Here is a 23,768-nt window from a genome sequence, read left to right as displayed (position 1 = left end):
TCCCAAAGTGCTGATTACATGGAACAAATTGATGGAATAAAGTCGCTGATTCAGGTGTTGTCCAAGTGTCGCGCGGGCGCCCGCGCGCTTGCCGGTGCCATGGCAAACATCCGTGTTAACCACCCATGATCGCACTCGGGTGGTGATGGCGTTCGACCGGTCTGGCTTGAGGCGCACGCGCTTATGATTTTCATGTTTGTAACTTTTTGTTTGCCTCGTTGCCGACAATCATGGTTATTATTCGGCGGCGCCAAGGGCCAATATCCCGGCGTCAATAGATTGTCTTTGGGTAATAAGCCCGGCAATCGCAGCCGATCGGGTCCACCCTGGCGCTGTTACCCCTGCGCAGGCCGTTCCCCATCGTTGACCCTCAAACGAAAGGTGAGGTTTCAATTGGTCAAGCGGTCTCTATTCGTCGGTGCAGTGGGCAAAACGGCAGAAGTCGCAAACGCCCCCGCCAGTTTCCCTGCTGTTTGCGACTCACGCCTTGCAGTGCTATTCGCCAGCCAAAAACCCCGCCACTCCTGGTGCGCCACTGCGCCCGCTCATGACACAGGTCCGCGGGCACGCGCCGCACCATCCCCCTGAGTTTCGCTTCACCGATCCGGCACACAGTGTCGGGCCTGACTGGCGGGCTATGAACGTCCCAGCCAAACACACAAAAACAACGTAGTCATGGACGGTAGCCTGATGTTCGACAAATCTTCCTTGCGCGGGACGACCTCCGCGCAGCCCAACGCTTTAGCCGAAAATCCATCCGCCACCCCGGCACTCGCCTACTGGCGCGAGCGGCTGGCCGATGCCCCGGCGTTGCTGGAGTTGCCCACCGACCGGCCACGGCCCGCGGTGCAGGGCGTTCAAACCGCTTCGCACGCGCTGGAACTGGATGCTTCGCTGACCGAAGGGCTCAAGGTTTTGGGGCAGCGTCACGGCCAGGCTTTGTGCATGACATTGCTCGCCGGCTGGGCGGTGGTGCTGGCGCGGTTGTCGGGCCAGCACGAGGTGATCATCGGCGCGCGCACGGAGACGTTCGGCAACACGCTGCCACTGCGCGTGTCCCTTGCAGGGGCTCCGTCAACAAGCCAATTGCTGGATCACACCCGCGCTGTGCTGCTCGGTGCCGAGGAACATCGAGACGTGCCGTTCGAGCAATTGCTCGCGTACCTCAACCCCGAACAAAGCACCGCCTACCATCCGCTGATGCAGGTGTTATTCGTCTGGGAGCATTCGCAGCCGCTGCCTGCCGGGTTTGATCTGACGCTGGTGCTGGCCGAATCGGAAGGGCGCATCCGCGGCCATTTGCATTACGCCCCGGCGTTGTTCGACGCCGCGACCCTCGAGCGTCATGCCGGTTACCTGAACAGCGTTCTGCAACAGATGGTCGCGCAACCCACAACAGCGGTGATGGCGCTGCAAATGCTCGGCGCCGCCGAACGCCAGCATCTTCTGCACGACTGGAACAGCGCCGAGCAAGCATTCGACGCCACACAATACGTCCAGGGTTTGTTCGAAGCCCAGGTCCAGCGCAACCCTGACGCCATCGCCGCACGATTGAACGACAAGGCGCTGAGCTATGGTGAGCTGAATACTCGTGCCAACCGCCTCGCCCATCACCTGCGCAGCCTGGGTGTCGGCCCGGACGTGCGTGTCGGGCTGTGCCTGGAGCGCTCGCTGGACATGCTGGTCGGCGTACTGGCGGTGCTCAAGGCTGGCGGCGCGTATGTGCCGCTGGACCCGGCTTATCCTCCGGCACGGCTGGCGCATATGCTCGCCGACAGTGCACCCGCCGTGGTGCTGAGCCACGGCTCCGCCGCTGCCACCCTTGAACATTCCACCGTGTTGGACATCTCCGACACTCGCCCATGGGACTCGCAATCAACGCACAATCCCGACCCCCACGCCGTCGGGCTGACGCCTCGGCACTTGGCGTACGTGATCTACACGTCGGGCTCCACCGGCACCCCGAAAGGCGTCATGGTCGAGCACAGTGGCCTGATCGCCGTCAGTGCAGCCTGGGAAAAACTCTACGCCCTGGACGCGTCCCTCAATCACCTGCAAATGGCCGGTTTTTCCTTCGACGTGTTCAGCGCCGATCTGATCCGCGCCCTCGGTTTTGGCGGCACGCTGGTGCTGTGCCCGCGTGAAACGTTGATGGACCCGCCCGCGCTGTATCGCCTGCTGAGTGAAGCGCCAATCGGTTTCGCCGACTTCGTGCCGGCCGTGCTCAACCCGTTGCTGGCCTGGGTCGAAGACAGCGGCCACGACCTGTCGTTCCTGCGCACCGTGGTCTGTGGCTCTGACGTCTGGACCGCCCACAGCGCCCGGCAATTACGCCGACTGGCTGGCGATCACGTGCAGATTGTCCAGGCCTATGGCGTGACCGAGGCGAGCATCGACAGCACCTGTTTTGAATTCAACGACGCCAGCGTGGCCGACGGCGTATTGCCGATCGGGCGAGCGCTGGCCAATACGCGGATTTACCTGCTGGATGCACTGGGTGCCCCCGTGCCCGTGGGTGTGGCGGGCGAATTGCACATCGGTGGCGCCGGCGTTGCCCGGGGCTATCTGAACCTGCCGCAACTGACCGCCGAACGTTTCATCGACAGTCCATTTGTGGCAGGCGAACGCCTGTATCGCAGCGGTGATCTGGCGCGTTATCGGGCGGACGGCCATCTGGAATTCCTGGGGCGCAATGACTTCCAGATCAAGCTGCGCGGCCTGCGCCTGGAGGTGGGAGAAATCGAAGCGCGTCTGGCGGACATTGCCGGGGTGCGCGAAAGCCTGGTGCTGTTGCGTCAGGACTCGGTCGGCGAATCGCGACTGGTCGCTTACTATTGCGAAAGCCAAGGCGCGGCACTCAATCCGCGTTCGCTGCGTGAGCAACTCCAAGTCAGCCTGCCGGATTACATGGTGCCCACGGCGTTCGTACGGCTTGATGCGCTGCCACTGACGGCCAACGGCAAACTGGATCGCACTGAGTTGCCGATGCCTGATGCCCAGGCCTTCGATCAGCGCGACTATCAGCCGGCGCAAGGTCCACTGGAAATTGCGCTCGCTGAAATCTGGGCTGAAGTGCTCGGCGTCGAGCAGGTGGGTCGCCAGGATCAGTTTTTTGCTCTCGGCGGCCACTCACTGCTGGTGATGCGCGTACTGGCTCAAGTCCGGCAGCAACTCGGCCTGGAAGTGGCCCCTTCGGCGCTGTTTGCCGCGCCGGTGCTGGAACAGTTTGCCGAACGGCTGAAACACAACCAGGGCAAGGCTCGCGTGGCGATAGCGACTGTTGAGCGGTCGGGCGCGCAAACGTTGTCGTCTGCCCAGCAGCGCCTGTGGTTCCTCGCACAAATGGCGGGTGGCAACGCGGCGTATCACATGCCGTTGAACCTGCGCATGCGCGGTCCGTTGCAGATCGCCGCCCTGGAACGCGCCTTCAATCAACTGGTGGCGCGGCATGAAGCGTTGCGCACCACGTTCATCGCCGTGGAAGGGGAAGGACGGCAACGGGTTGCGGCGCCTGGGCAATCGATCAAGCTGTCGGTGGTTGACCTGCAAGGCCAGTCCGAAGCGCTTCTCACGCAATTGATCGACGAAGAGGGCGCCAAACCTTTCGACCTGACCTGTGGACCACTGATGCGCGTCAGCTTGGTGCGGCTGGCGGATGACGATCATGTGCTGCTGCTGACCCAGCACCACATCATCTCTGATGGCTGGTCGATGGGCGTGCTCACCCGTGAACTGGGCTTGCTGTACGAAGCCGCCATTCAGGACCGCGACAATCCGTTGCCGCCGCTGCCCGTACAGTATGTGGATTACGCCGTGTGGCAACGCCAATGGCTGACCGGCGACGTGCTGGCCGAGCAGAGCCGCTACTGGCGCGACACCCTCAGCGGCGCGCCGCTATTGCTGGAACTGCCGGCCGATCATAAACGCCCTGTGGTGCAGGATTACCTCGGCGGTTTCGTGCCGCTGGTGTTGGACCCGGCGTTGACCGCACAGTTGAAAGCCTTGTGCATGCAGCAGGGCACCACGCTGTTCATGACGTTGCTGGCGGCCTGGTCGCTGGTGCTGTCGCGACTGTCCGGGCAGGCCGATGTGGTGATCGGCGTGCCGTCGGCTAACCGCACGCACCAGGAGCTGGAAGGCCTGATCGGTTTCTTCGTCAACACTCTGGCGCTGCGTATGACACGCTCGGGTTCGCCGTCGGTGGCGCAATGGCTGCAGCAAGCGCGCCGCGTGGCGCTGGGTGCCCAGGAACATCAGGACTTGCCGTTCGAACAGGTCGTCGAGTTGCTCAACCCGCCCCGCAGCCTGGCGCACAGCCCGCTGTTCCAGGTGCTGTTTGCCTGGGAGCAGGATCAAGGCTCGGATCTGCTGTTGTCGGGCCTTGAGGTCAGTCCGGTACAGAGCAGCCATCACGTAGCCAAGTTCGATCTGCAATTGGCGCTGCATGAGCGTGACGGGCAGATTGTCGGCGGTCTGGAATACGCTTCCGGCCTGTTCGAACCGGGCACGGTGGCGCAGTTCGGCGAGTACCTGCGCCGGGTACTGACCCAGATGGTCGAGCAGCCGGAACAACCGTTATCGAATGTGGACCTGCTGAGCGCGGAACAACATCAACAGATCGTCCACGACTGGAACCGTACCGAGCGCGACACCTCGGCCATGCCTGATTGTGTGGCGCGGTTTGAAGCCGTGGCCCGGCGCACGCCAGAGGCGGCAGCGTTGCTCGCGAACGACCGGCAACTGAGTTATGGCGCACTGAATCGGGCCGCCAATCGTCTTGCTCATTACCTGATCGAGCAAGGTGTGCGCCCCGAGCACCGGGTCGGTCTATGCCTGGAACGATCGCCGGAGATGGTCATCGGTTTGCTGGCGATCCTCAAGGCGGGCGCGGCGTATGTGCCGTTCGACCCGGCTTACCCGATTGAGCGTCTGGCCTTCATGTTCAGCGACGCGGCGCCGACCTTGCTGCTGACTCAGTGCGCATTGCTGGAGGCTCTACCCGGCGTCATCAACGCCTGCTGCCTGGACACCGATGCGCAGCGCTGGGCTCACTGCCCGGATACCGATCCGCGAGTGGCCGTCAGCCCCGACAATCTGGGCTACGTGCTCTACACCTCCGGTTCCACCGGCCGCCCGAAAGGCGTGGCGCACAACCGCCGCGCCCTGGATAACCTGATCGCCTGGCAGCTTGAACAAGCGCAGGCACCGGGCCGGGTCTTGCAATTCGCTTCGCTGAATTTCGACGTGTCGTTCCAGGAAGTCTGCAGCACGTTGTGTTCGGGGGGCAGCCTGTTGCTGATGACCGAAGACAGCCGCAAGGACCTCGCCGCGCTGCGTCCGACCCTGGTGGCCGAAGGCGTGCAGCGGGCGTTCCTGCCGTTTGCCGTGTTGCAACAACTCGCCGGGCTGACCGAGGCCGATGCGCCGATGCCGGCCGGTGGCTGCGAAATTGTCACGGCGGGCGAAGCCCTGCAAATCAACGATGAACTGCGTGGCTTTGTGCGCGGCCTCGGCGGCGCGCAATTGCACAACCAGTACGGCCCGACCGAAACCCACGTGGTCAGCCAGTTCAGCCTGTGGTGCAGCGACGCCGAAGACTGGCCGGACGCGCCGCCGATTGGCCGTCCGATCGCCAACGCGCGGCTGTACGTGCTTGACGTCGATATGAACCCGGTGCCAGTCGGCGTGGCGGGGGAGTTGTACATCGCTGGCGCATGCCTGGCTCGCGGTTATCTGAACCGCCCGGACCTGACCGCCGACCGCTTTGTGCCGGACCCGTTCAGCACCGAGCCCGGTGCGCGCATGTACCGCAGCGCAGACCTGGCGAAATTCCAGGCCGACGGCAACGTGCAGTACCTGGGGCGCATCGACCAGCAGGTCAAGTTGCGCGGCTTCCGTATCGAACTCGGTGAGATCGACAGCGTGTTGCAACAGCAGCCCGGCGTGCAGGACGCCGCGGTGTTGCTGCGTGAAGATGTGGCGGGGGATAAGCGTCTGGTGGCCTACGTGGTCGGCCCGGCGTCCAGCGAAACCCTGCGCGCCGAACTGCAACGGCACTTGCCTGAGCACATGATTCCCAGCGCATGGGTCTCGATGGCGCAGTTGCCGTTGACCCGCAATGGCAAGCTCGACCGTCAGGCATTACCTGCACCGGAACGCACCGCCGGGGCCACTTACGTGGCGCCGCGCGACGACACCGAACAGCAAATGGCCGAGATCTGGGCCGAGGTGCTCAAGTGCGAACGGGTCGGGATTCACGACAACTTCTTCGAACTGGGCGGCCACTCGCTGCTGGCGACCCGGATGATCTACGCGATCAACCAGCGCATGGGCGCGCAGTTGTCCTTGAGCAATCTGTTCAAGACGCCGGTGCTGATGGATCTGGCGGCGCACGTACAGGCCGGGCGCAGCGATGATGCGCAAATCGTCCCGGCCTGCCTTGTGATCGAGGCGGATCGTGGCGCCCGGCATGCGCCGTTCCCATTGACCGATATCCAGCAAGCCTACTGGTTTGGTCGCGAAGCCACGGTCAGCCTCGGCGGGGTCAGTGCCCACGGCTACGAAGAACTGCGCATCCCGGATTTCGATGCCGCGCGTTTCGAGCAGGCGCTGAACCGGATGATTCAGCGCCACGACATGCTGCGCGTGGTGTTTCTCAGCGATGGTACGCAGCAGGTACTGGAGCAGGTGCCAACCTACTGCATGCCCCGCAGCGATTTGCGCGGCGTGCCCGCTGACGTCGCGCAGCAGACGTTGCAAGCGACCCGCGAGCGTCAGTCCCATCAAGTGCTGGACGCCAGTCGCTGGCCGCTGTTCGAGTTCAGCCTGTCGTTGCTCGATGATGGCATCACCCATTTGCACATCAGCCTGGATGCCTTGATCGTCGATGCCGCGAGCACACAGATTCTCGCCCGCGAGCTGATGGCGTTTTACGTTGATCCGCAGCTGATCCTGCCCGAGCCGGGCCTGACCTTCCGCGATTACGTGCTGGCCGAACATCAGCTTCGCAACGGCATTCGTTACGAACAAGCCCTGAGCTACTGGCGCGAACGGGTCACCCGCCTGGCACCGGCGCCGGACCTGCCGCTGGTGTGCCAGCCGGACAGCATCAGCAATCCGCACTTCACCCGCCGCGACCGCGATATGCCGGCGGCGCAGTGGGCGCAGTTGAAAACCGTGGCCAAACAATTTGCGGTGACGCCGTCGGTGATGCTCCTGACTGCTTTCAGCGAAGTGCTGGCGCTGTGGAGTCGGCAGCCGCGATTTACCCTCAGCTTGCCGCTGTTCAATCGCTTGCCGTTGCACCCGGACGTCGATGAAATCATCGGCGACTTCACCTCCCTGGTGCTGCTGGAAGTCAACATCGCCGGGGCCATGAGCTTCACCGACAAGGCTCGGGCGTTGCAGGCGCAGTTGTGGCAAGACATCGATCACTCGGTGGTCAGCGGCGTGCGGGTGCTGCGGGAATTGTCCCAGGCCCGTGGCGTGCAGCAGACGGCAATGCCGATCGTATTCAACAGCACGTTGTCGGAGGCCGCACCGGAACTGGCGGAATTCAACCTCGCAGATGCGTTGAACGCCAGGCCTGTGCACAGCATCACGCAGACCCCGCAAGTATGGCTCGACCACACCTTGCTGGAGCTGGAAGGTCGCTTGCTGTTCAACTGGGACAGCATTGATGAGCTATTTCCGGCGGGCATGATCGAAGAAATGTTCGTCGCCTATAACGCACTGCTGGATCGCCTGCTGGAACCGGCCGCCTGGGAAGCGAATACGCCACAACTGCTGCCATTGGCGCGCTTGCCGGCACCCCTCGACACTCAAGACCCGTTGCCCTTGATGCACGAATTGTTCGAGCGTCAGGCGCTCATCACGCCGGACGCTGTGGCGGTGATTGCTACGCAGCGGCAACTCACCTACGGGCAATTGCGCACGGGGGCGCGGTCTCTAGGGGCGTTGCTTCAGGCCGAGGGCGTGACGCCCAATCGACTGGTCGCCGTGATGATGGAACGCGGCTGGGAACAAGTGGTGGCGACCCTGGCGGTCCTGTACGCCGGTGGCGCTTATCTGCCGATTGACCCGGCGCTGCCGGCGGAACGGGTGCGGCATATTCTTGAGCGCGCCGAAGTCAGCCTGGTGCTGACCCAACCGCCGCTGCTTGGCGTAATCGAGTGGCCGGTGCAGGTCCGCGCGATCGCCGTGACCGACGACGTCATGGGCCAGCATGCGCCGTTGCAACCGGTCAACCTTGCGCCCTCCGATCTGGCTTACGTGATCTACACCTCCGGTTCCACTGGCATGCCCAAAGGCGTAGTCATCGACCATCGCGGCGCGGTCAACACCTTGCTCGACATCAACCGACGCTTTGCCGTCGGCTCGGCGGATCGGGTGCTGGCGATTTCGTCGCTGAGTTTCGACCTCTCGGTCTATGACTTTTTCGGCACCCTGGCGGCCGGCGCGGCAGTGGTGGTGCTTGAACCGCAACTGGCGCTCGATCCGGCGCACTGGCGGGATTTGATCGCGCGTCATCAGGTGAGCCTGTGGAACTCGGTGCCGGCGTTGCTCGGCATGCTGCTCGAATACGTCGAGGGAGAGAGCGGCACGCTGCCCGCCAGTCTGCGGGTGGCGATGCTTTCCGGCGACTGGATTCCCCTGACCCTGCCGCAACGGCTGTGGGCGTTGCAGCCGTCGGCGCAACTGTTCAGCCTCGGCGGCGCTACCGAAGCTTCGATCTGGTCGATCTGCTACCCGGTGCAGCACGTCGATCCTGCGTGGCGCAGCATCCCTTACGGCAAGGCCCTCGATCACCAGCGTTTTTACGTGCTGGACGAAGCTCTGCAAGTGCGCCCGACCTGGGTTGCGGGGCAGCTGTACATCGGCGGTATCGGCCTTGCCCAAGGTTACTGGCGCGATGAAAAACTCAGCACCGGCAGTTTCTTCCCGCACCCACTGACCGGCGAACGCCTGTACCGTACTGGCGACCTCGGGCGTTTACTGCCGGATGGCAACATCGAATTCCTCGGCCGCGAAGACAATCAGGTCAAGGTCCAGGGTTATCGCATCGAGTTGGGCGAAATCGAAGCCGCGCTCAATCGCCACCCAGGCGTCCAAGGTGCGGTGGTGCAAATCCTCGGCAGCACGCTGGGGGAAAAACGTCTGGCCTGCTATGTGCTCAAGGCCGATCCGGCGTTGCAAGCCAGCGACTTCGCCCTGTACCTGGCAGACAAACTGCCGGCGTACATGGTGCCGTCGTCCTTCACCTTCGTGGACGCATGGCCGTTGTCGTCCAACGGCAAGGTCGACAAGAAACGCCTCCCGGAACCGTCGCCGCAAGTGGAGTCCGGCCCGGCGCTGGAAGTCGATGGTGTGCAGGAACAACGGCTGGTGGCGATTGTGCAAGCGGTCCTCAAGCGCGATGTCATCGCCGGCGACGCCAACCTGCTGAACCTCGGCGCGACGTCGATCGACATCGTGCGCATCAGTAATGCGTTGTCCAGCGAACTGCGCTTCCGTCCGCACGTGGCGCAACTGTTGGCGCAACCGACGTTGCTGCACCTGATCGGCATGTACCGCCAGAGCCTGGCGCACCAGGAACTGGTGAGCAACGCGCAGCAGCGTCTGAACAGTCACGAGGACGTCATCGAAGATCCGCAACTGCGTGCACAGTTCAAGGCTGACCAGCGTGGGCGCCGTACCTTTGCCCAAACGTTGCCGAGTGTGGCGCTGACCTTGCCGCAAACCCCGGCATTCGCGAAGCGATTCAGCGATTACCGCTCAGTGCGCCAGTACGCCGCGCAACCGATTGAAACCCGCGACTTTGCCGAACTGTTGGCGGCACTTGCCCAGGGTCAACTCGACGACGAGGTGAAATACCAGTTTCCGTCGGCCGGCGGTTTGTACCCGATCCAGGCGTACCTGTACGTCAAGCCGGAACGGGTGATCGGCGTGCCCGGTGGCGCTTATTACTACGACCCGTGCGAACACCGGCTGCTGGCCCTCGCCAGTGGGGCGCTCGACCCGGACACCTACGACTATTTCGTCAATCGGCCGGTCTTCGAAAACGCCGCCTTTTCGCTGTTTTTCATCGCCGACATGGCAGCGATCCGTCCGCTGTATGGCGAGCGCAGTCGCGACTTCTGCCACATCGAAACCGGCGCCATCGGGCAATTGCTGAGCATGACCGCCGTCGAGCAAGGCCTGGGCCTTTGCGGCATGGGTTCGATTGATGAACAACAATTACCGGCGCTGTTCGACCTCGGGCCGAGCCATCAATTGATCTACTCGATGGTCGGTGGCCTGCGTACCACGGATGAGCAACACCGCGCCGCGGTCGAGGCCTTTGCGCCCGACCAGCCCAGTGACGACAGCGACATGGAGGAATTTGAGGTATGAACGCCTATCAATTGCTGGAACTGTTCGCTCGTCATGCCGTCGTCCTCGAAGTGGAGGGCGACAAGCTGCGCTGCAAGGCGCCTCGCGGCTTTCTGACGGAAGAGATGATGCAAGCGCTCAAGCTGCACAAGCCTGAACTGATTGCGTTGCTCGGTGGCCATGATGCCGCGGTGATTCCTCTAAGGGCTGGCAGTGACGTGGACTGGCCGCTGTCTTTTTCGCAGCGGCAACTGTGGTTTCTCGATCATCTGGAACCGGGCAACGCGTTCTATAACGTACCCACGGCGTTGACCCTCAAGGGGCTGCTGGACGTGCCATCGCTGGAGCGGGCGCTGAACGGGTTGATCCAGCGCCACGAAATTCTGCGCACGACGTTTTGCAATGTCGATGGCGAACCCCGTCAGATTGTCCATCATGCGATGCCGCTTGCACTGCGTGTGACCGATCTAAGCGACCTGCCAGGCACCGAACGCGAGCAGCAAATCCGGGCGGCAGTCGATCACGACGCCCGCGCGCCATTCGATTTGGCCACCGGCCCATTGTTGCGAGCCTCGTTACTGCGTCTGGCCGACGATGAATATCTGTGGCTGTACAGCGTTCACCACATCATCGCCGATGGCTGGTCGATGGGCGTGATCCTGCACGAAGTCGCCACCCTGTACGGCGATTACCTGCGCGGCGAACAGTCCAGTCTGGCGCCGTTGCCGGTGCAGTACGCCGACTACGCCGGTTGGCAGCAGCAACGTCTCGGTGGGGATGCGTTGACCGCGCAACTCGATTACTGGCGGCGTACCCTGGCCGACGCGCCGGCACTCTCGACTATCCCCACCGACCGGCCACGGCCATTGGTGCAGCGTTATGCTGGCGCCACGTTCAGCTCCTCCCTGGACGCCAATACCCTGCGCGAACTCAATGGGCTGGCCCGACAAACCCAGGGCACCTTGTTCAATGTGTTGATGGGCGCACTGGCCGTGCTGCTGTGGCGGCACAGCGGTCAGCAGGATGTGTGCATCGGTACGCCCTTCGCCAACCGCAGCAGCCCTCAAATCGAGCCGCTGATCGGGCACTTCGTCAACACCTTGGTCATCCGCCAGCGCCTGGATCCTCAGCAAACCTTCGCCGAACTGCTGCGTGACGTGCGCGGGCAGATGCTCGACGTTCACGCCCATCAGGACGTGCCGTTCGATCGGGTGGTCGAAGCCGTCAATCCACAGCGCGATACCGCTCATTCGCCGTTGTTCCAAGTCATGCTTGTGTTGCAGAACACACCCGCTGGCAACCTGGAAATGCCTGGCTTGAGCCTGTCGCCCTACAGCACCAGCAGCGCCACGGCCAAGTTCGACCTGGCGTTCGAGTGGGTCGAACGCGAAGGGCGGCTGAACCTGTTGGTGGAATACAACACCGACCTGTACGACGTGGCGACTATCGAACGTTTAAGCGGGCATTACCGACAGTTGCTCGAACACATTGTCCAAGACCCCAAGCAGCCGATTGGCGCGTTGTCGCTGTTGACCGAAGCCGAGCGTGAACAGATCCTGGTGGGCTGGAACCGTTGCGCACCGCTGGCGCAACCGGCGGACTGCTTGCACCGATTGTTCGAAGCCCAGGTTGCGCGCCACCCGCAAGCCTGTGCGGTGGCATTCGAAACTGAAACCCTGAGCTACGGTGAATTGAACGCCCAGGCCAATCGTCTGGCGGCGTATTTGCGCAGCCTCGGTGTCGGCCCGGACGTGCGCGTGGCGGTGTGTGTCGAGCGCTCGCTGGAGCTGCCGGTGGCGTTGCTGGCGGTGCTCAAGGCCGGTGGCGCCTATGTGCCGCTGGACCCGAATTATCCGGTCGGACGCCTGAGCCACATGCTCAGCGATAGCACCCCGGCCGTGCTGCTGACGCTCGGCTCGGCGCACGAAATACTGCGCCAGGCCCAGCAAGGTTCAACCTGGGAAGCGCCAGTGCTCGACCTCAAGGCGCAAGATGCGCTTTGGGCCGGTCTGTCGCCGGAAAACCCCGACCCGCGCAGTGTCGGTGTCACGCCCGATCACCTCGCCTATGTGATTTACACCTCGGGCACCACCGGGCTGCCCAAAGGCGCGATGGTGGCGCATCGCGGCCTGAGCAACCTGCTGTTGTGGTGTTCGCAGGTCTGCGGCGAAACCGGGGTGATGCTGCACAAGATCCCCTTCGGTTTCGACGCCTCGGCCTGGGAGACCTTCTGGCCGCTGACCACGGGCGGGCGGCTGGTTGTAGCGCGTCCTGGCGGTCATCTGGAGCCGGGTTACATGGCAAAAGTGGTGCGCGAACAACGGGTCACGGCGCTGGTGTTTGTGCCGGCGATGCTGCAACTGTTTCTCGAAGTCGATGAGGTCAGCCTGTGCACCGGGCTGACCGACGTCTTCTGCGGCGGCGGTGAGCTGTCGCCAGCCCTGGCTCGGCGTTTTCAGGAGCGACTGCCGCATGCCCGTTTGCACAACGTCTATGGCCCGACCGAAACCACGGTGATCAACAGCGTCTGGACCCTGGAGCCCGGCGCCGAAGTGCCGGCCCTGCAAGTACCGATTGGCCGGCCGATCGCCAACAACCGTTTCTACGTGCTGGACGAGCGCGATGCGCCGGTGCCGGTGGGCGTCACCGGGCAGTTGCACATTGGCGGCGTGGGTGTTGCGCGCGGTTACCTGGGGCTGGCGCAACTCACCGCCGAGCGCTTTATCGATAACCCGTTTGTGCCTGGAGACCGGTTGTATCGTAGCGGCGATCTGGCGCGTTATCGCCCGGACGGTCAGTTGGAATTCCTCGGTCGCAACGACTTTCAAGTCAAGTTGCGCGGCGTGCGCCTGGAACTGGGCGAGATCGAAGCACGGCTGGAAGCCTTCGCCGACATCCGTGCCGCCGTGGTGCTGCTGGTCGGCGACACGGCGCAGAACCAGCGGCTGGTAGCCTGTTGTGCAGTGATGGAAACCCCGGATGAGTCGGCGGTGCACGCGCACCTGGCGGCCACGCTGCCCAGAGCCGTGTTGCCGAGCGCTTATCTGTGGCTCGACACGCTGCCGCTGACCGCCAATGGCAAAGTCGATCGCGTGGCCCTGACCACCCTTGCCGATCAAGACCTGGCCAATCGTCAGGTCAACCTCAGCAGCCCGCGCGATCATATTGAATTGACCCTGTACCAAATCTGGAAAGGTGTGTTGCTGGCGACCCAGATCGGCATTCGCGACAACTTTTTCAATGTCGGCGGAACGTCCATCGCAGCGATCAAAATGGCCCACCAGATCGGCCAGGCGTTCAACGTCGAAGTGCCGGTGCGCGTGGTGCTCGGCTACCCGACCATCGAAGCCCTGGGCGGCTGGTTGCGCGCCGGGGCCAGTCCAGCGGCCGTGCAAAGCAACCTGATCGAATTCCGCCGCGCTGCGGGCCAGCGCAATGTGGTGTGCATTCATCCGGCGGGCGGCACTGCGTTTTGCTACCTGTCCCTGGCCAAAGTGCTGCCGGAGGAGGTCGGTGTGTACGGCGTGCAATCACTGGGGCTGAATCCGGGGGAGGCCACCGAGCCGACAGTCGAAGCCATGGCTGAAGCCTATTTGCGCCTGATCGAGCCCTTGGCGACGCAACCGCTGGTGCTCACCGGGCTGTCCTTCGGTGGGCTGGTGGCTTACGAAATGGCCCGGCGCCTGACAGCAGCCGGACATCGCCAAGTGACCGTGGTGTTGCTCGATACCCAAGGCTCGGATGATCCGAATTTCCGCCAGCAGATCGGCACCGTCGAAATGGCCGAGTTCCGCGACAAACTGGTGCGGTTCAATGGCATGTACCCCGGCATCGAAGACGCGCAAGTCGAGCGTTATTTCCACCTCTACAACCACAACCGTCTGGCCATGGCCGGCTACGCATGCGAGCCGCGTGCCGGTCGCGTGGTGCTGATCCAGGCCCGGGAGGGTTTCAGCCGCCAGCAGTTGCATGCGCTGCGAGGTTTCTGGCGTCGGCGTGCCGGCGACGGCTTCCTGGCGAAACTGGTGAACGGCGGTCACTGGGACATGCTCGAAACCGCTGAAGTGCACCGGGTCTCGCAGACCCTCAGGCAGGAACTGCAACGCTTCGACGCGCAGGAGGCGAAATAATGAATCCACAGATGCTGACGTTGCTCGCACAATTTGCCGCACAAGTGCGGCGCGATCCCCAAGCCCTGGCAGTCGTCGATCAGCAGGTACGCCTGAGTTACAGCGAACTGGCCAGCGCCAGCGAGCGCATCGCCCGGGGTTTGCAGGCACGGGGCGTGCAACCGGGCGAGTCAGTGGCGCTGTGCATGCCGCGTTGCTGGCAATGGCTCGCCGCGATACTCGGCGCGCTGAAAGTCGGCGCCGTGGTGGTGCCGCTGGACCGTGCCAGCCCGGTCAAACGCCGGGACCTGATGCTTGCCGATGCCGCGTGCGTGGGGCTGATCACCCTGGATGAGCAGTGGACCCCGACACCCGCGCGTTGGCAGGCGAGTGTCGACGCGTTGCTGGATCACCCGGATCAACCGCCACAACCTTTGGCCGACACGTTTGCCGAGGTGAGTTTCCTGTTCTACACCTCGGGCACCACCGGCACTCCGAAAGCTGTGGAGGTCGGCGAACGGGGCTTGCTGCGTCTGACGCAAACCGCTGGCTATATCGAGATCCGTCCGGCGGATCGCTTTGCCTGCCTGTCGAATCCGGGCTTCGATGCGTGCAGTTTTGAACTGTGGGCGCCGCTGCTCAACGGTGGTTGCTGCGTGATGATTGCCGATCACGATGTGCTGGATGCGCAACGCCTGGCCCGTGTATTGGAAGAGGAGCGGGTCGACAACCTGTTTATGACCGTTTCGCTGTTCAATACCTTGAGCGCGGAATACCCCGCGTGCTTTGCCCACCTGCGTCAGTTGCTGATCGGCGGCGAGCAAATCAGCGCCGCTGCGGTGCGCGCCTGGTATGGGGCGAATCCCGGCAGTCAGTGCCAGATCTTCAATGCCTACGGGCCCACGGAATGCACGACGTTTGCCTTGTGCTACCCGATTGCCCGGGACTTCGGCAGCCCGTCGGTACCGATTGGCCGGCCATTGCCGGACACGGGCGTACGGGTGCTGGACGAGCAGCAACGGCCGGTGGCGGTCGGTGAAGTCGGCGAGTTGTACCTCAGTGGCAGCGGTGTCGCCCGAGGCTATCGCAACCGTGCCGAAGAAACCGCACGCAGCTTCGTGCGCTTGGCCGAACTGGATGGCGGCGCCCAGGTTCACTACCGAACCGGTGATCGGGTGCGGATCAACGTCGAAGGGTTGATCGAGTACATCGGCCGGGTTGATCGGCAGGTAAAGGTTCGTGGTTTTCGCATCGAACCGGGGGAGGTGGAGCAGCAGATCCTGGAGCATCCGCAGGTGGCGCAGGCCTATGTCTGCACCCAACGAATAGCTGCCGAAGACCATCAGTTGCTGGCATTTATCGTACATCGCGATGGTTTGGATTACGTCGAATTCGACGCCCATCTGCGGGCCCGACTGGCCTTCTACATGCGCCCGCATCAGTTGTTTTTGCTGGAGCGACTGCCGCTGACCGCCAACGGCAAGATTGACCGCGACACCTTGCTGGCACAGTCGTTGACGCCTTGGCGACCCGCCGTCGAGCAGAGTGATATCGAGGGTTCACCGGCACTGGACTGGTTGCTGGCACAGGTTCGTTCGCTGTTGGGGCAACCGGCGCTCAATGCGCACGATGACTGGCTCGGCAGTGGCGGCGACTCACTCAAGGCCATGCGTCTGCGTTCAGCGATTCGCACGTACTGGCAGCGCGAGATCGCCATCGCCACGCTCTTGAGCGAACCGTTCATGGCGCTGGCCGAACACCTGATCGACCAACAGGCCAACGTTATCTATCCTCCCGCGCCCCCCATCAGCAGCGCACGCCGTCTGCCGGCCACCGCCGAACAACGCCGCCTGTGGCTGATGCAGCAACGCACTCCGACGTCGACGGCTTATAACGTGCCGCTGATTCTACATCTGGCGGCCGGTGTCGATGTGTCGGCGCTGGCGCATGTCGTGGGGCAGCTGGTGGCGCGTCATCCGGGGTTGCGCACGGCATTCGTATCCGGCGCCGATGGCCTCGATCAAGTGATTGCCGAACACGGTCCGGTTTGTCGCACCTTCGAACCCGGGCATTTCACCGAAGACACCTGGCAAGCCTTCGCGGCGCTGGTGTTCGGCACGCCCTTCGATCTGGCCATGCCGACGTTGTTTCAGGCCTGGCTGCTACCGTTCGCCGATGGAAGTTGCCGGTTACTGTTGAACCTGCACCACATCATCGTCGATGGCTGGTCGATGAATCTGTTGTTCGACGACCTGACGCAGCTCTATGAAGACGCCGTGCGGGGGCGTGTCTGCCCTGAACCGACGCCACAGCTGACCACGCTGGAATTCGGCCAATGGCAGGGGCAGTGGAGCGTCGACCCGCATTACCGCGACCAGCGCCGGGCCTTGGCACAATTGCACCGCCAGCAAGGGGCGCCGTCACCCGCGCTGAGTCCGATGCGTGCTGTCAGCCCGGAAGCCAGACTCTATCGCAGACCCTTGGGCGACCTGCGCAGTGCGGCCCTTGAGCGTTTCTGCAGCCAGCAACGCCTGACCCGTTTCGAAGTGCTGTTCAGTGCCTTCGCCTGGAGCCTGTACGCCCTGACCGGGAGTGAGCGGCCACGGATCGCCAGCCCGGTGTCGAACCGGCCGCTTGCGGAGTTCGAACAGACACTGGGCATGTTTGCCAACACCGTGCTGATTCCGACCTCCGTCGATAATGCCTTGACCCTGGGTGAGCAATTGCGCCGTCAGACCGCCACCGTGCGCGAGGTGCTGGCGTTACAGGACGTCGCGTTGGCGGATGTCGTGGAAGACCTGCGCCTGTCGTCGGGCACCCCGTTGTTCGATTTCATGTTCGTGCAGGAAAACACCGATTACGCCGCACTGTCGGGGTCCGGTTTGCAAGCGACGCTGGCGTTCAGCGAGCAGTTGCAGGCCAAATGCCCGTTGACCTTGCTTGTCGTGGGGGCGGAATGCTGGTGGGAATATCAGTGCAGCTACTTTGATGAAGCGCAGATGCACGACGTGCATGAGCTGCTTTGCCGGAGCCTCGACCTGCTGCTGGAATCACCGGCAGCGACCCTCGATGATCTCCTCAACCCTTATCGACGCCACATGCCGGTGGCCAGTGAGGGTTCCAGCGGGGAACCGCCGTTCAAGACCCTGGCCGACTGGTTCGACCATCAAGTCCATTGCACACCGCACGCTATCGCGCTGGTGGCCGGCCAGCAGCGCTTGAGCTATGCCGAACTGAATGCATTGTCCAACACCTTGGCGGCGACCTTGATCGAACGTCAGCCGCTGCCGACTCAGGACCACACACCGCTGCATGTGGTGCTGTTTCTCGACGCCTCGGTCGAGCACATCGTTGCCTTGCTGGCCCTGGCCAAACTCAACTTGACCGCCGTCCCGCTCGATCCCGGTTATCCGCTGGCTTTACAGCGTCAGGTACTCGAACAAGCGAACCCGCATTGTCTGTTGTTCAGCCCCACGACCGAAGCGGCACTGGAAAACCTCGATGCCAGGCGCCTTGCCCGGCATCGGGTTGACCTCAGGGCCGAATCCCAAGCGCTCGCACGCGCCCATCATGCCGGTGAACGCGCGCTGTACACGCTGTTTACCTCCGGTTCCACGGGCACCCCCAAGGGGGTGCAGGTGTCGGATCGCACCCTGTGCAACCTGCTGCACTGGCAGCGCACCGAGGGCCAGTTGCCGGCCAAGTCGGTGACCTTGCAGTTTTCCATGTTGTCGTTCGATGTGTCGTTTCAGGAGATTTTCGCAACCTTGTGCGGCGGTGGCACCTATCACCTGATCACGCCGCGCTGGCGTCAGGATGCACAAGCGTTGTTGGCGTACCTGGTCGAAGCGCGGATCGAGCGCCTGTACTTGCCTTGCGTGGCGTTGCAGCATCTGGCGCAAACCGCTGTTGCCCAAGGGACGTACCCGCCGGCGTTGCGCGAAGTGGTCACGGCGGGGGAGCAATTACTCTGCACCGACGCGCTGAAAACCTGGTTCGGTGGTTTGCCGATGGCGACGCTGTTCAACCACTACGGACCCACGGAAACCCACGTGGTCAGCGCTTACCGCTTGCCGCCGACGGCCCGTGACTGGCCGCTGCGTGCACCGATTGGCCACGCCGTCGGCAATGCCCGTTTGCTGTTGGTCGACGAGCACGACCGCCCGGTACCGAGCGGTAGCCGTGGTTACCTGCTGGTGGCCGGACCGATGATTTCCCGCTGCTACCTCGCCGACCCGGCGTTGAACGCGACACGGTTTATCGAGTTGCCGCAAGCCGAAGGTGACACTCGGTTGTTCTATCGCACCGGCGATCTCGCCTGGGCCGACCCTGAAGGTTGCCTGCACTATCTGGGGCGCGACGACCAGCAAATCAAACTCAGCGGTCATCGCCTGGAACTGGGGCAGATCGAAGCGGCGCTGATGCAGGTGCCGCAAGTGATCAACGCGGTAGTGACGGTTCAGGTTGATCCACCGAGCCTGATTGCGTACCTGCAACTGGACGGCGAGCCGGCGACGGCGCAGACGCTGGATCGTCAGGTCGCCCGACAACTGCCGGCCCACGTGCGCATTGACGCGTATCGACGGATCGACGCCTGGCCACGTACGCCCAGTGGCAAAATTGATCGCAAGGCTCTAAGGGGGTTGGGCGAGGCGATGGAACGGCGTCGTTCGACACCTGCGGCCCCTGCGTTGAGCCCGCTGGAGCAGCAATTGAGTGTGCTGTTCAGCGCCGTTATCGGCCGGGAAATCGAGCCCGATCAAACCTTCTTCGAAGCGGGCGCCACCAGCCTCGGCCTGATGCGCCTGCACGCCCGTTACAACCAGGAACTGCCACATGACGTGGCGATGGCCGATCTGTTTGAGCAGGTGACAGTGCGCAGCCTTGCGGCGCACTTGTCGAGCACGCCATCGACCCCGGCCGCGCGGGTGCGTCATGCCGATGTCGGCCAGCAACCGATGGCGATCATCGGCATGGCGGTCAATGTAGCCGGGGCGCAGAACCTCGATGAGTTCTGGGCGATGGTTCAGGGCGCAGCGTTGGGTATCGAGCATTTCGAGGCGGCTGAAGGGCGCGTCGGTGCTCGCAGTCAACTGGCCGGAATGCTGGATTTCGACCCCGAGTATTTCGGCATCAGCCGTCAGGAAGCGCGATTGATGGATCCGCAACAGCGGCATTTGTTGATGGCCTGTGTGCAGGCGTTGCAACACGCGGCGATCACGCCGTCTGCCGACGGCCCGCGCATCGGCCTGATTGCCAGTTGTGGCGAAACCACGTACTTCCAACAGATGCTGCGCGAGACCGCCGACGGTGATTTGCCGGACGGTTTCCAGATGGCGCTGCACCACGACAAGGACTTCCTGGCGACCAAAGCTGCCTACCACCTCAATCTCACCGGCCCTGCCATGAGCGTGCAGGCAGCCTGCGGCAGTTCGCTGATTGGCGTGCACCTGGCCAGTTCGATGCTGCGTCAGGGCGACAGCGACGTGATGCTGGCGGCCGGGGTGCTGATCGACCCGACACTGACCGACGGCTATCGCCATCGTTCGCAGCACATCTTTTCCAGTGATGGCTTGTGTCGGCCGTTCAGCGACGATGCCAGCGGCACCATCGGCGCCAGTGGTTATGGCGTGGTGGTGCTTAAGCCATTGGCCCGCGCCCGCGCTGATGGCGACCGGATTTATGCCTTGCTCGAAGCCTCGGCGCTGAACAACGATGGCCGCGACAAAATGAGCTACACCGCGCCTTCGGTCGCGGGGCAGAGTGCGGTGATTCGCGAGGCCTTGGCCAAGGCCGGGCTGACTGGTGCCGATATCGGTTACATCGAAGCCCACGGCACCGGCACGTTGCTCGGTGACCCGGTCGAGGTCGCGGCGTTGAGCAAGGCGTTCGGCGATGCCCCGGCCGGCGGTTGTGCGTTGGCCTCGGTGAAAAGCCAGATTGGCCATTTGGGCGCGGCGGCCGGGGTCGTCGGGTTGATTCGCGCGAGCCTCGCGGTGTTCCATGGCGTGGTGCCGCCGAACCTCGGTTTTGGCCGGGTCAATCCGCAAATCGACCTCGTTAATTCGCCGTTTTATGTACCGACCACAGCACGGCCCTGGCCAGAAGGGCGGCGGCGTTTGGCAGGGGTCAGCAGTTTTGGCATTGGAGGCACGAATGCGCATGTGATTGTGGGGGCTGCGCAGCAGGACCAGGCCTTGGCTGAGGACGTGCTGCCGTGCCTGATGATGTCGGCTCACAGTCGTTCGGCTTTGTTGCGCGATGTCGAGGTGATTCAAGCGTATCTGAACGCATTTCCCGAGCATTACGAGGCGGTGCTGCGTCACCTGCAATCCGGGCGTCGTCAACGGCGTTGGCGTCTGGCGATGGCGTATCGGGCGGGGGAGGAACTGGACACTTCATTGATCAAGGAAGTGAGCGCATCCGGTGTGCGATTGAACGCCAATGGGCATCCAGCCCAGGCGCTGATAGACGCATGGTATGACGGTGCAACCATCGACTGGCCACAGCGTTCGGCGCCACCGCCGTGGAATTTGTCGCCATCATCTTTCGATTTGGAGACCTGCCGGTTCCAGGCAGCAGTTGAACCCGAAAATACCAAGGTCATTGAGCGCCAACCATTGGCCGACTGGTTCTACCAACGACAGTGGGTACGTGTGCGGCGCTTGAACGCGGCTGTAGCTGCCAAACGCCGTGAAACGCTGGTCATCTGCAGCAACGAAGCGCTCGATGCAACGTTGCTGGAGGGCCTGAGCCGCGTATATCAGCGGGTGGTTCAGGTATACGCCGGCAATGGCTTCAAACGACACGCCATGGATCGTTTCCAGCTCGACCCGCTGGACACCCCGGCGTTGACTCGCTTGCTCGATGAACTGACCGTGCCTGCATTGGGCGAACTCGAATGGCTGCACGCGTTACCGCTGTCGGTGACCGGACCGGTCAATGAGCAAAGCCTGGCGGCGGCGCAATGGGCCGGTCTGGACACCGTCAGCGCCTTGATGCAGGCCTGGGGGCAAACCTCGCGGACAACGGCGTTGCGGCTGTGGCTGATGTCGTGGCAGGCCTGTCCGGTTGACGGTGACGTGATGCGTCCCGAACTGGCGGCGCTGGCCGGGATCACCGAAGTGGTGCCCCAGGAATACCCGGTGCGCTGTCACTGGCTGGATTGGCCGACTTCCCACATGGACGCGCAGGCACTGGCGACGTTGCTCGCGGACCCGGCGCCCTTGACCCGGCGCATGGCGATTCGCGACGGTTACCTGTGGCAACCCCGGCTGCTCGCCAGTCCGTTGCCGGCCAGCGCGGCGCTGGCGAACAGGCTGCCCATGGACGGTACGTTCCTGATATTGGGCGGCACGGGCGGTATCGGTCGCACGTTGGCCGAGCACCTGCTGCAGGCGCCGCAACGGCGTATCGTCGTCCTGTCACGCGGGGGGGAATTACCGGCAGCGCTGGCGGCCTATGGGGCACGGGTCGACCCTGTGCGGGGCGACATTGCCGACCTGGCGGGTTGGTCCGGGGTGGTCGAACAATTGACACGTCGTTACGGCCGCTTTGCCGGAGTGATTCACGCCGCGGGTGTCGGTGCCGGCAGCCTGATCCGCCAGCGTGACGCCCGGCAACTGGGCGAGGCTATGGCGTCCAAGACCCGAGGCATGCTCGCGGTCGAGGCGTTGATCGAAGCGATGAGCCCCGGGTTTGTGCTGTATTGCTCGTCGATGTCTGCGCTGTTCGGCGGCGCGGGGCACATGGATTACGCCGCCGCCAGTGGCGTGCTCGACGGCTTCGCCCATTACCGCCCGAACGCGGCCAGCGACTGCGTGCGCCTGGGCATCAACTGGGACATCTGGCGCGACATCGGCATGGCCACCACCCAAGGCACTGTCGATGCCGCGCATCAGGATCACCTGGCGGTCGGCATGACGGCGCAAGAGGGCTGTCAGGTGTTCGACCAGGCCATGGCGACGCAACTGCCACAACTGCTGATCTCGACCACCGACATCGTGACTGCGCGGCGTTTCTATCCGGTTCGCCATGGCGCTGCGATGGCGCCGGTGGATGCGCCGCAGGCGCTGGACCTGCGCAGCCATCTGCACGAGTGCCTGTGCAAATGGCTGGGCGTCAGCAGCCTCGATGAAGACGATTCGCTGTACGAACTGGGGGCGGACTCGCTGACCTTGCTGGACCTGATCGATGCGTTGCAAGCGGCCACCGGCGTGGTGTTCCAGCTTTCGCAATTCAGTCACAAGGTCAGCCTGCAAGAGATCCTGGCGTTGGTGGACGCTGCTGCGGTCTGTTCGACGTCAACGGTGCCGGAAACCTGGGCCGATGCGGTGCAGATTGATCAATGGCACGCGGGCGCGGGGCGCGAGTGGCTGTACCTGATTCACCCGGTGGGCGGCGATGTCCAGGCGTACCGGGCACTGGTGTCGGCGCTGCACCCTGATCTGGGCGTGTGTGTGATTGCCGATCCGGTGTTGCGTCTTGCGCACTTGCCGAACATCGGCGTGGCTGAGCGCGCGGCACTTTACTTGAAGGCTATTCAGGCCCGGGAACCCAACGGCAGCGCTTGGCGCCTGGCCGGGTGGTCGTTCGGCGCCTGGGTGGCACAGTCGATGTGCAGCCTCGCACCGCCATCCGGATTCAGGCAGCCGCTGCTGTACCTGATTGACCCGCCCGCGCCGGACGCCGGCGTGGAACTGGCGAGCATCGACGCCCAGGCGATCGAGCAGGTGTTCCAGCGCGAGTTTGCCCAGCGCTGGCCCGACGCCATTGACCGGGCATTGCCTGAAGACCGGCAAGCCTATTTGCAGCACCTGACCCGTTGCTGCCAGCACAACATCGCCAGCATGCAGACCTTCCAGCCACCCGCGTTGGCGACCACATCCGTGCGCCTGTTCATTGCCGCACAAGCCAACCCCTATAGCGTGGGCAATGCCTGGAACGCCGAAGACCTGAAACAAACCTGGCAGGATTTACTCCCGCAGATGCTGAGCTGGCAGCGGCTGGACACCGATCACTACGGCATCGTCGCAGGCCAATGGGCGCGAATGATCGCCGACATGATCAGCACCGATTTTCAACCCGAGGAGGGCAATCAGCATGACTGACAACAATCCGCAATTCGAGGTAGTCCGCAACGACGAAGGCCAGTACTCCCTGTGGCCGGTGGGCAAGCCGATGGCCAAGGGCTGGACTGTGGTGGGGCAACGCGGGGAGCGGCAGGCTTGCCTGGATTACATCGCTGAACACTGGACCGATATGCGACCGCTTTCGCTTCAGCATTGA

At 63.3% G+C, this 23,768-nt stretch carries 4 protein-coding genes; all 4 read left to right on the top strand.

Annotated elements, in window-relative coordinates:
- The first annotated feature begins 690 nt into the window (after positions 1–690).
- The 4 genes from BVK86_RS07525 to BVK86_RS07510 are packed head-to-tail and all read left to right on the top strand — an operon-like array spanning position 691 to position 23,768.
- Positions 691–10,392: a non-ribosomal peptide synthetase gene (locus BVK86_RS07525; RefSeq protein ID WP_075946107.1), complete on the top strand. Its 9,702-nt coding sequence runs from the start codon at positions 691–693 to the stop codon at positions 10,390–10,392.
- Positions 10,389–14,501: a non-ribosomal peptide synthetase gene (locus BVK86_RS07520; protein ID WP_075945831.1), complete on the top strand. Its 4,113-nt coding sequence runs from the start codon at positions 10,389–10,391 to the stop codon at positions 14,499–14,501. The genes BVK86_RS07525 and BVK86_RS07520 overlap by 4 nt, the downstream gene beginning before the upstream one ends.
- The gene (locus tag BVK86_RS07515; protein WP_075945830.1) at positions 14,501–23,590 is read left to right on the top strand and encodes a hybrid non-ribosomal peptide synthetase/type I polyketide synthase; all 9,090 of its coding nucleotides are present in this window, start codon (positions 14,501–14,503) and stop codon (positions 23,588–23,590) included. Before BVK86_RS07520 ends, BVK86_RS07515 begins: the two co-directional genes overlap by 1 nt.
- The gene (locus tag BVK86_RS07510) at positions 23,583–23,768 is read left to right on the top strand and encodes an MbtH family protein (protein WP_075945829.1); all 186 of its coding nucleotides are present in this window, start codon (positions 23,583–23,585) and stop codon (positions 23,766–23,768) included. The genes BVK86_RS07515 and BVK86_RS07510 overlap by 8 nt, the downstream gene beginning before the upstream one ends.

The sequence above is a fragment of the Pseudomonas reinekei genome (assembly GCF_001945365.1).
Classification (GTDB): Bacteria; Pseudomonadota; Gammaproteobacteria; order Pseudomonadales; family Pseudomonadaceae; genus Aquipseudomonas; species Aquipseudomonas reinekei.
This window is presented reverse-complemented; position numbering and strand designations above follow the sequence as displayed.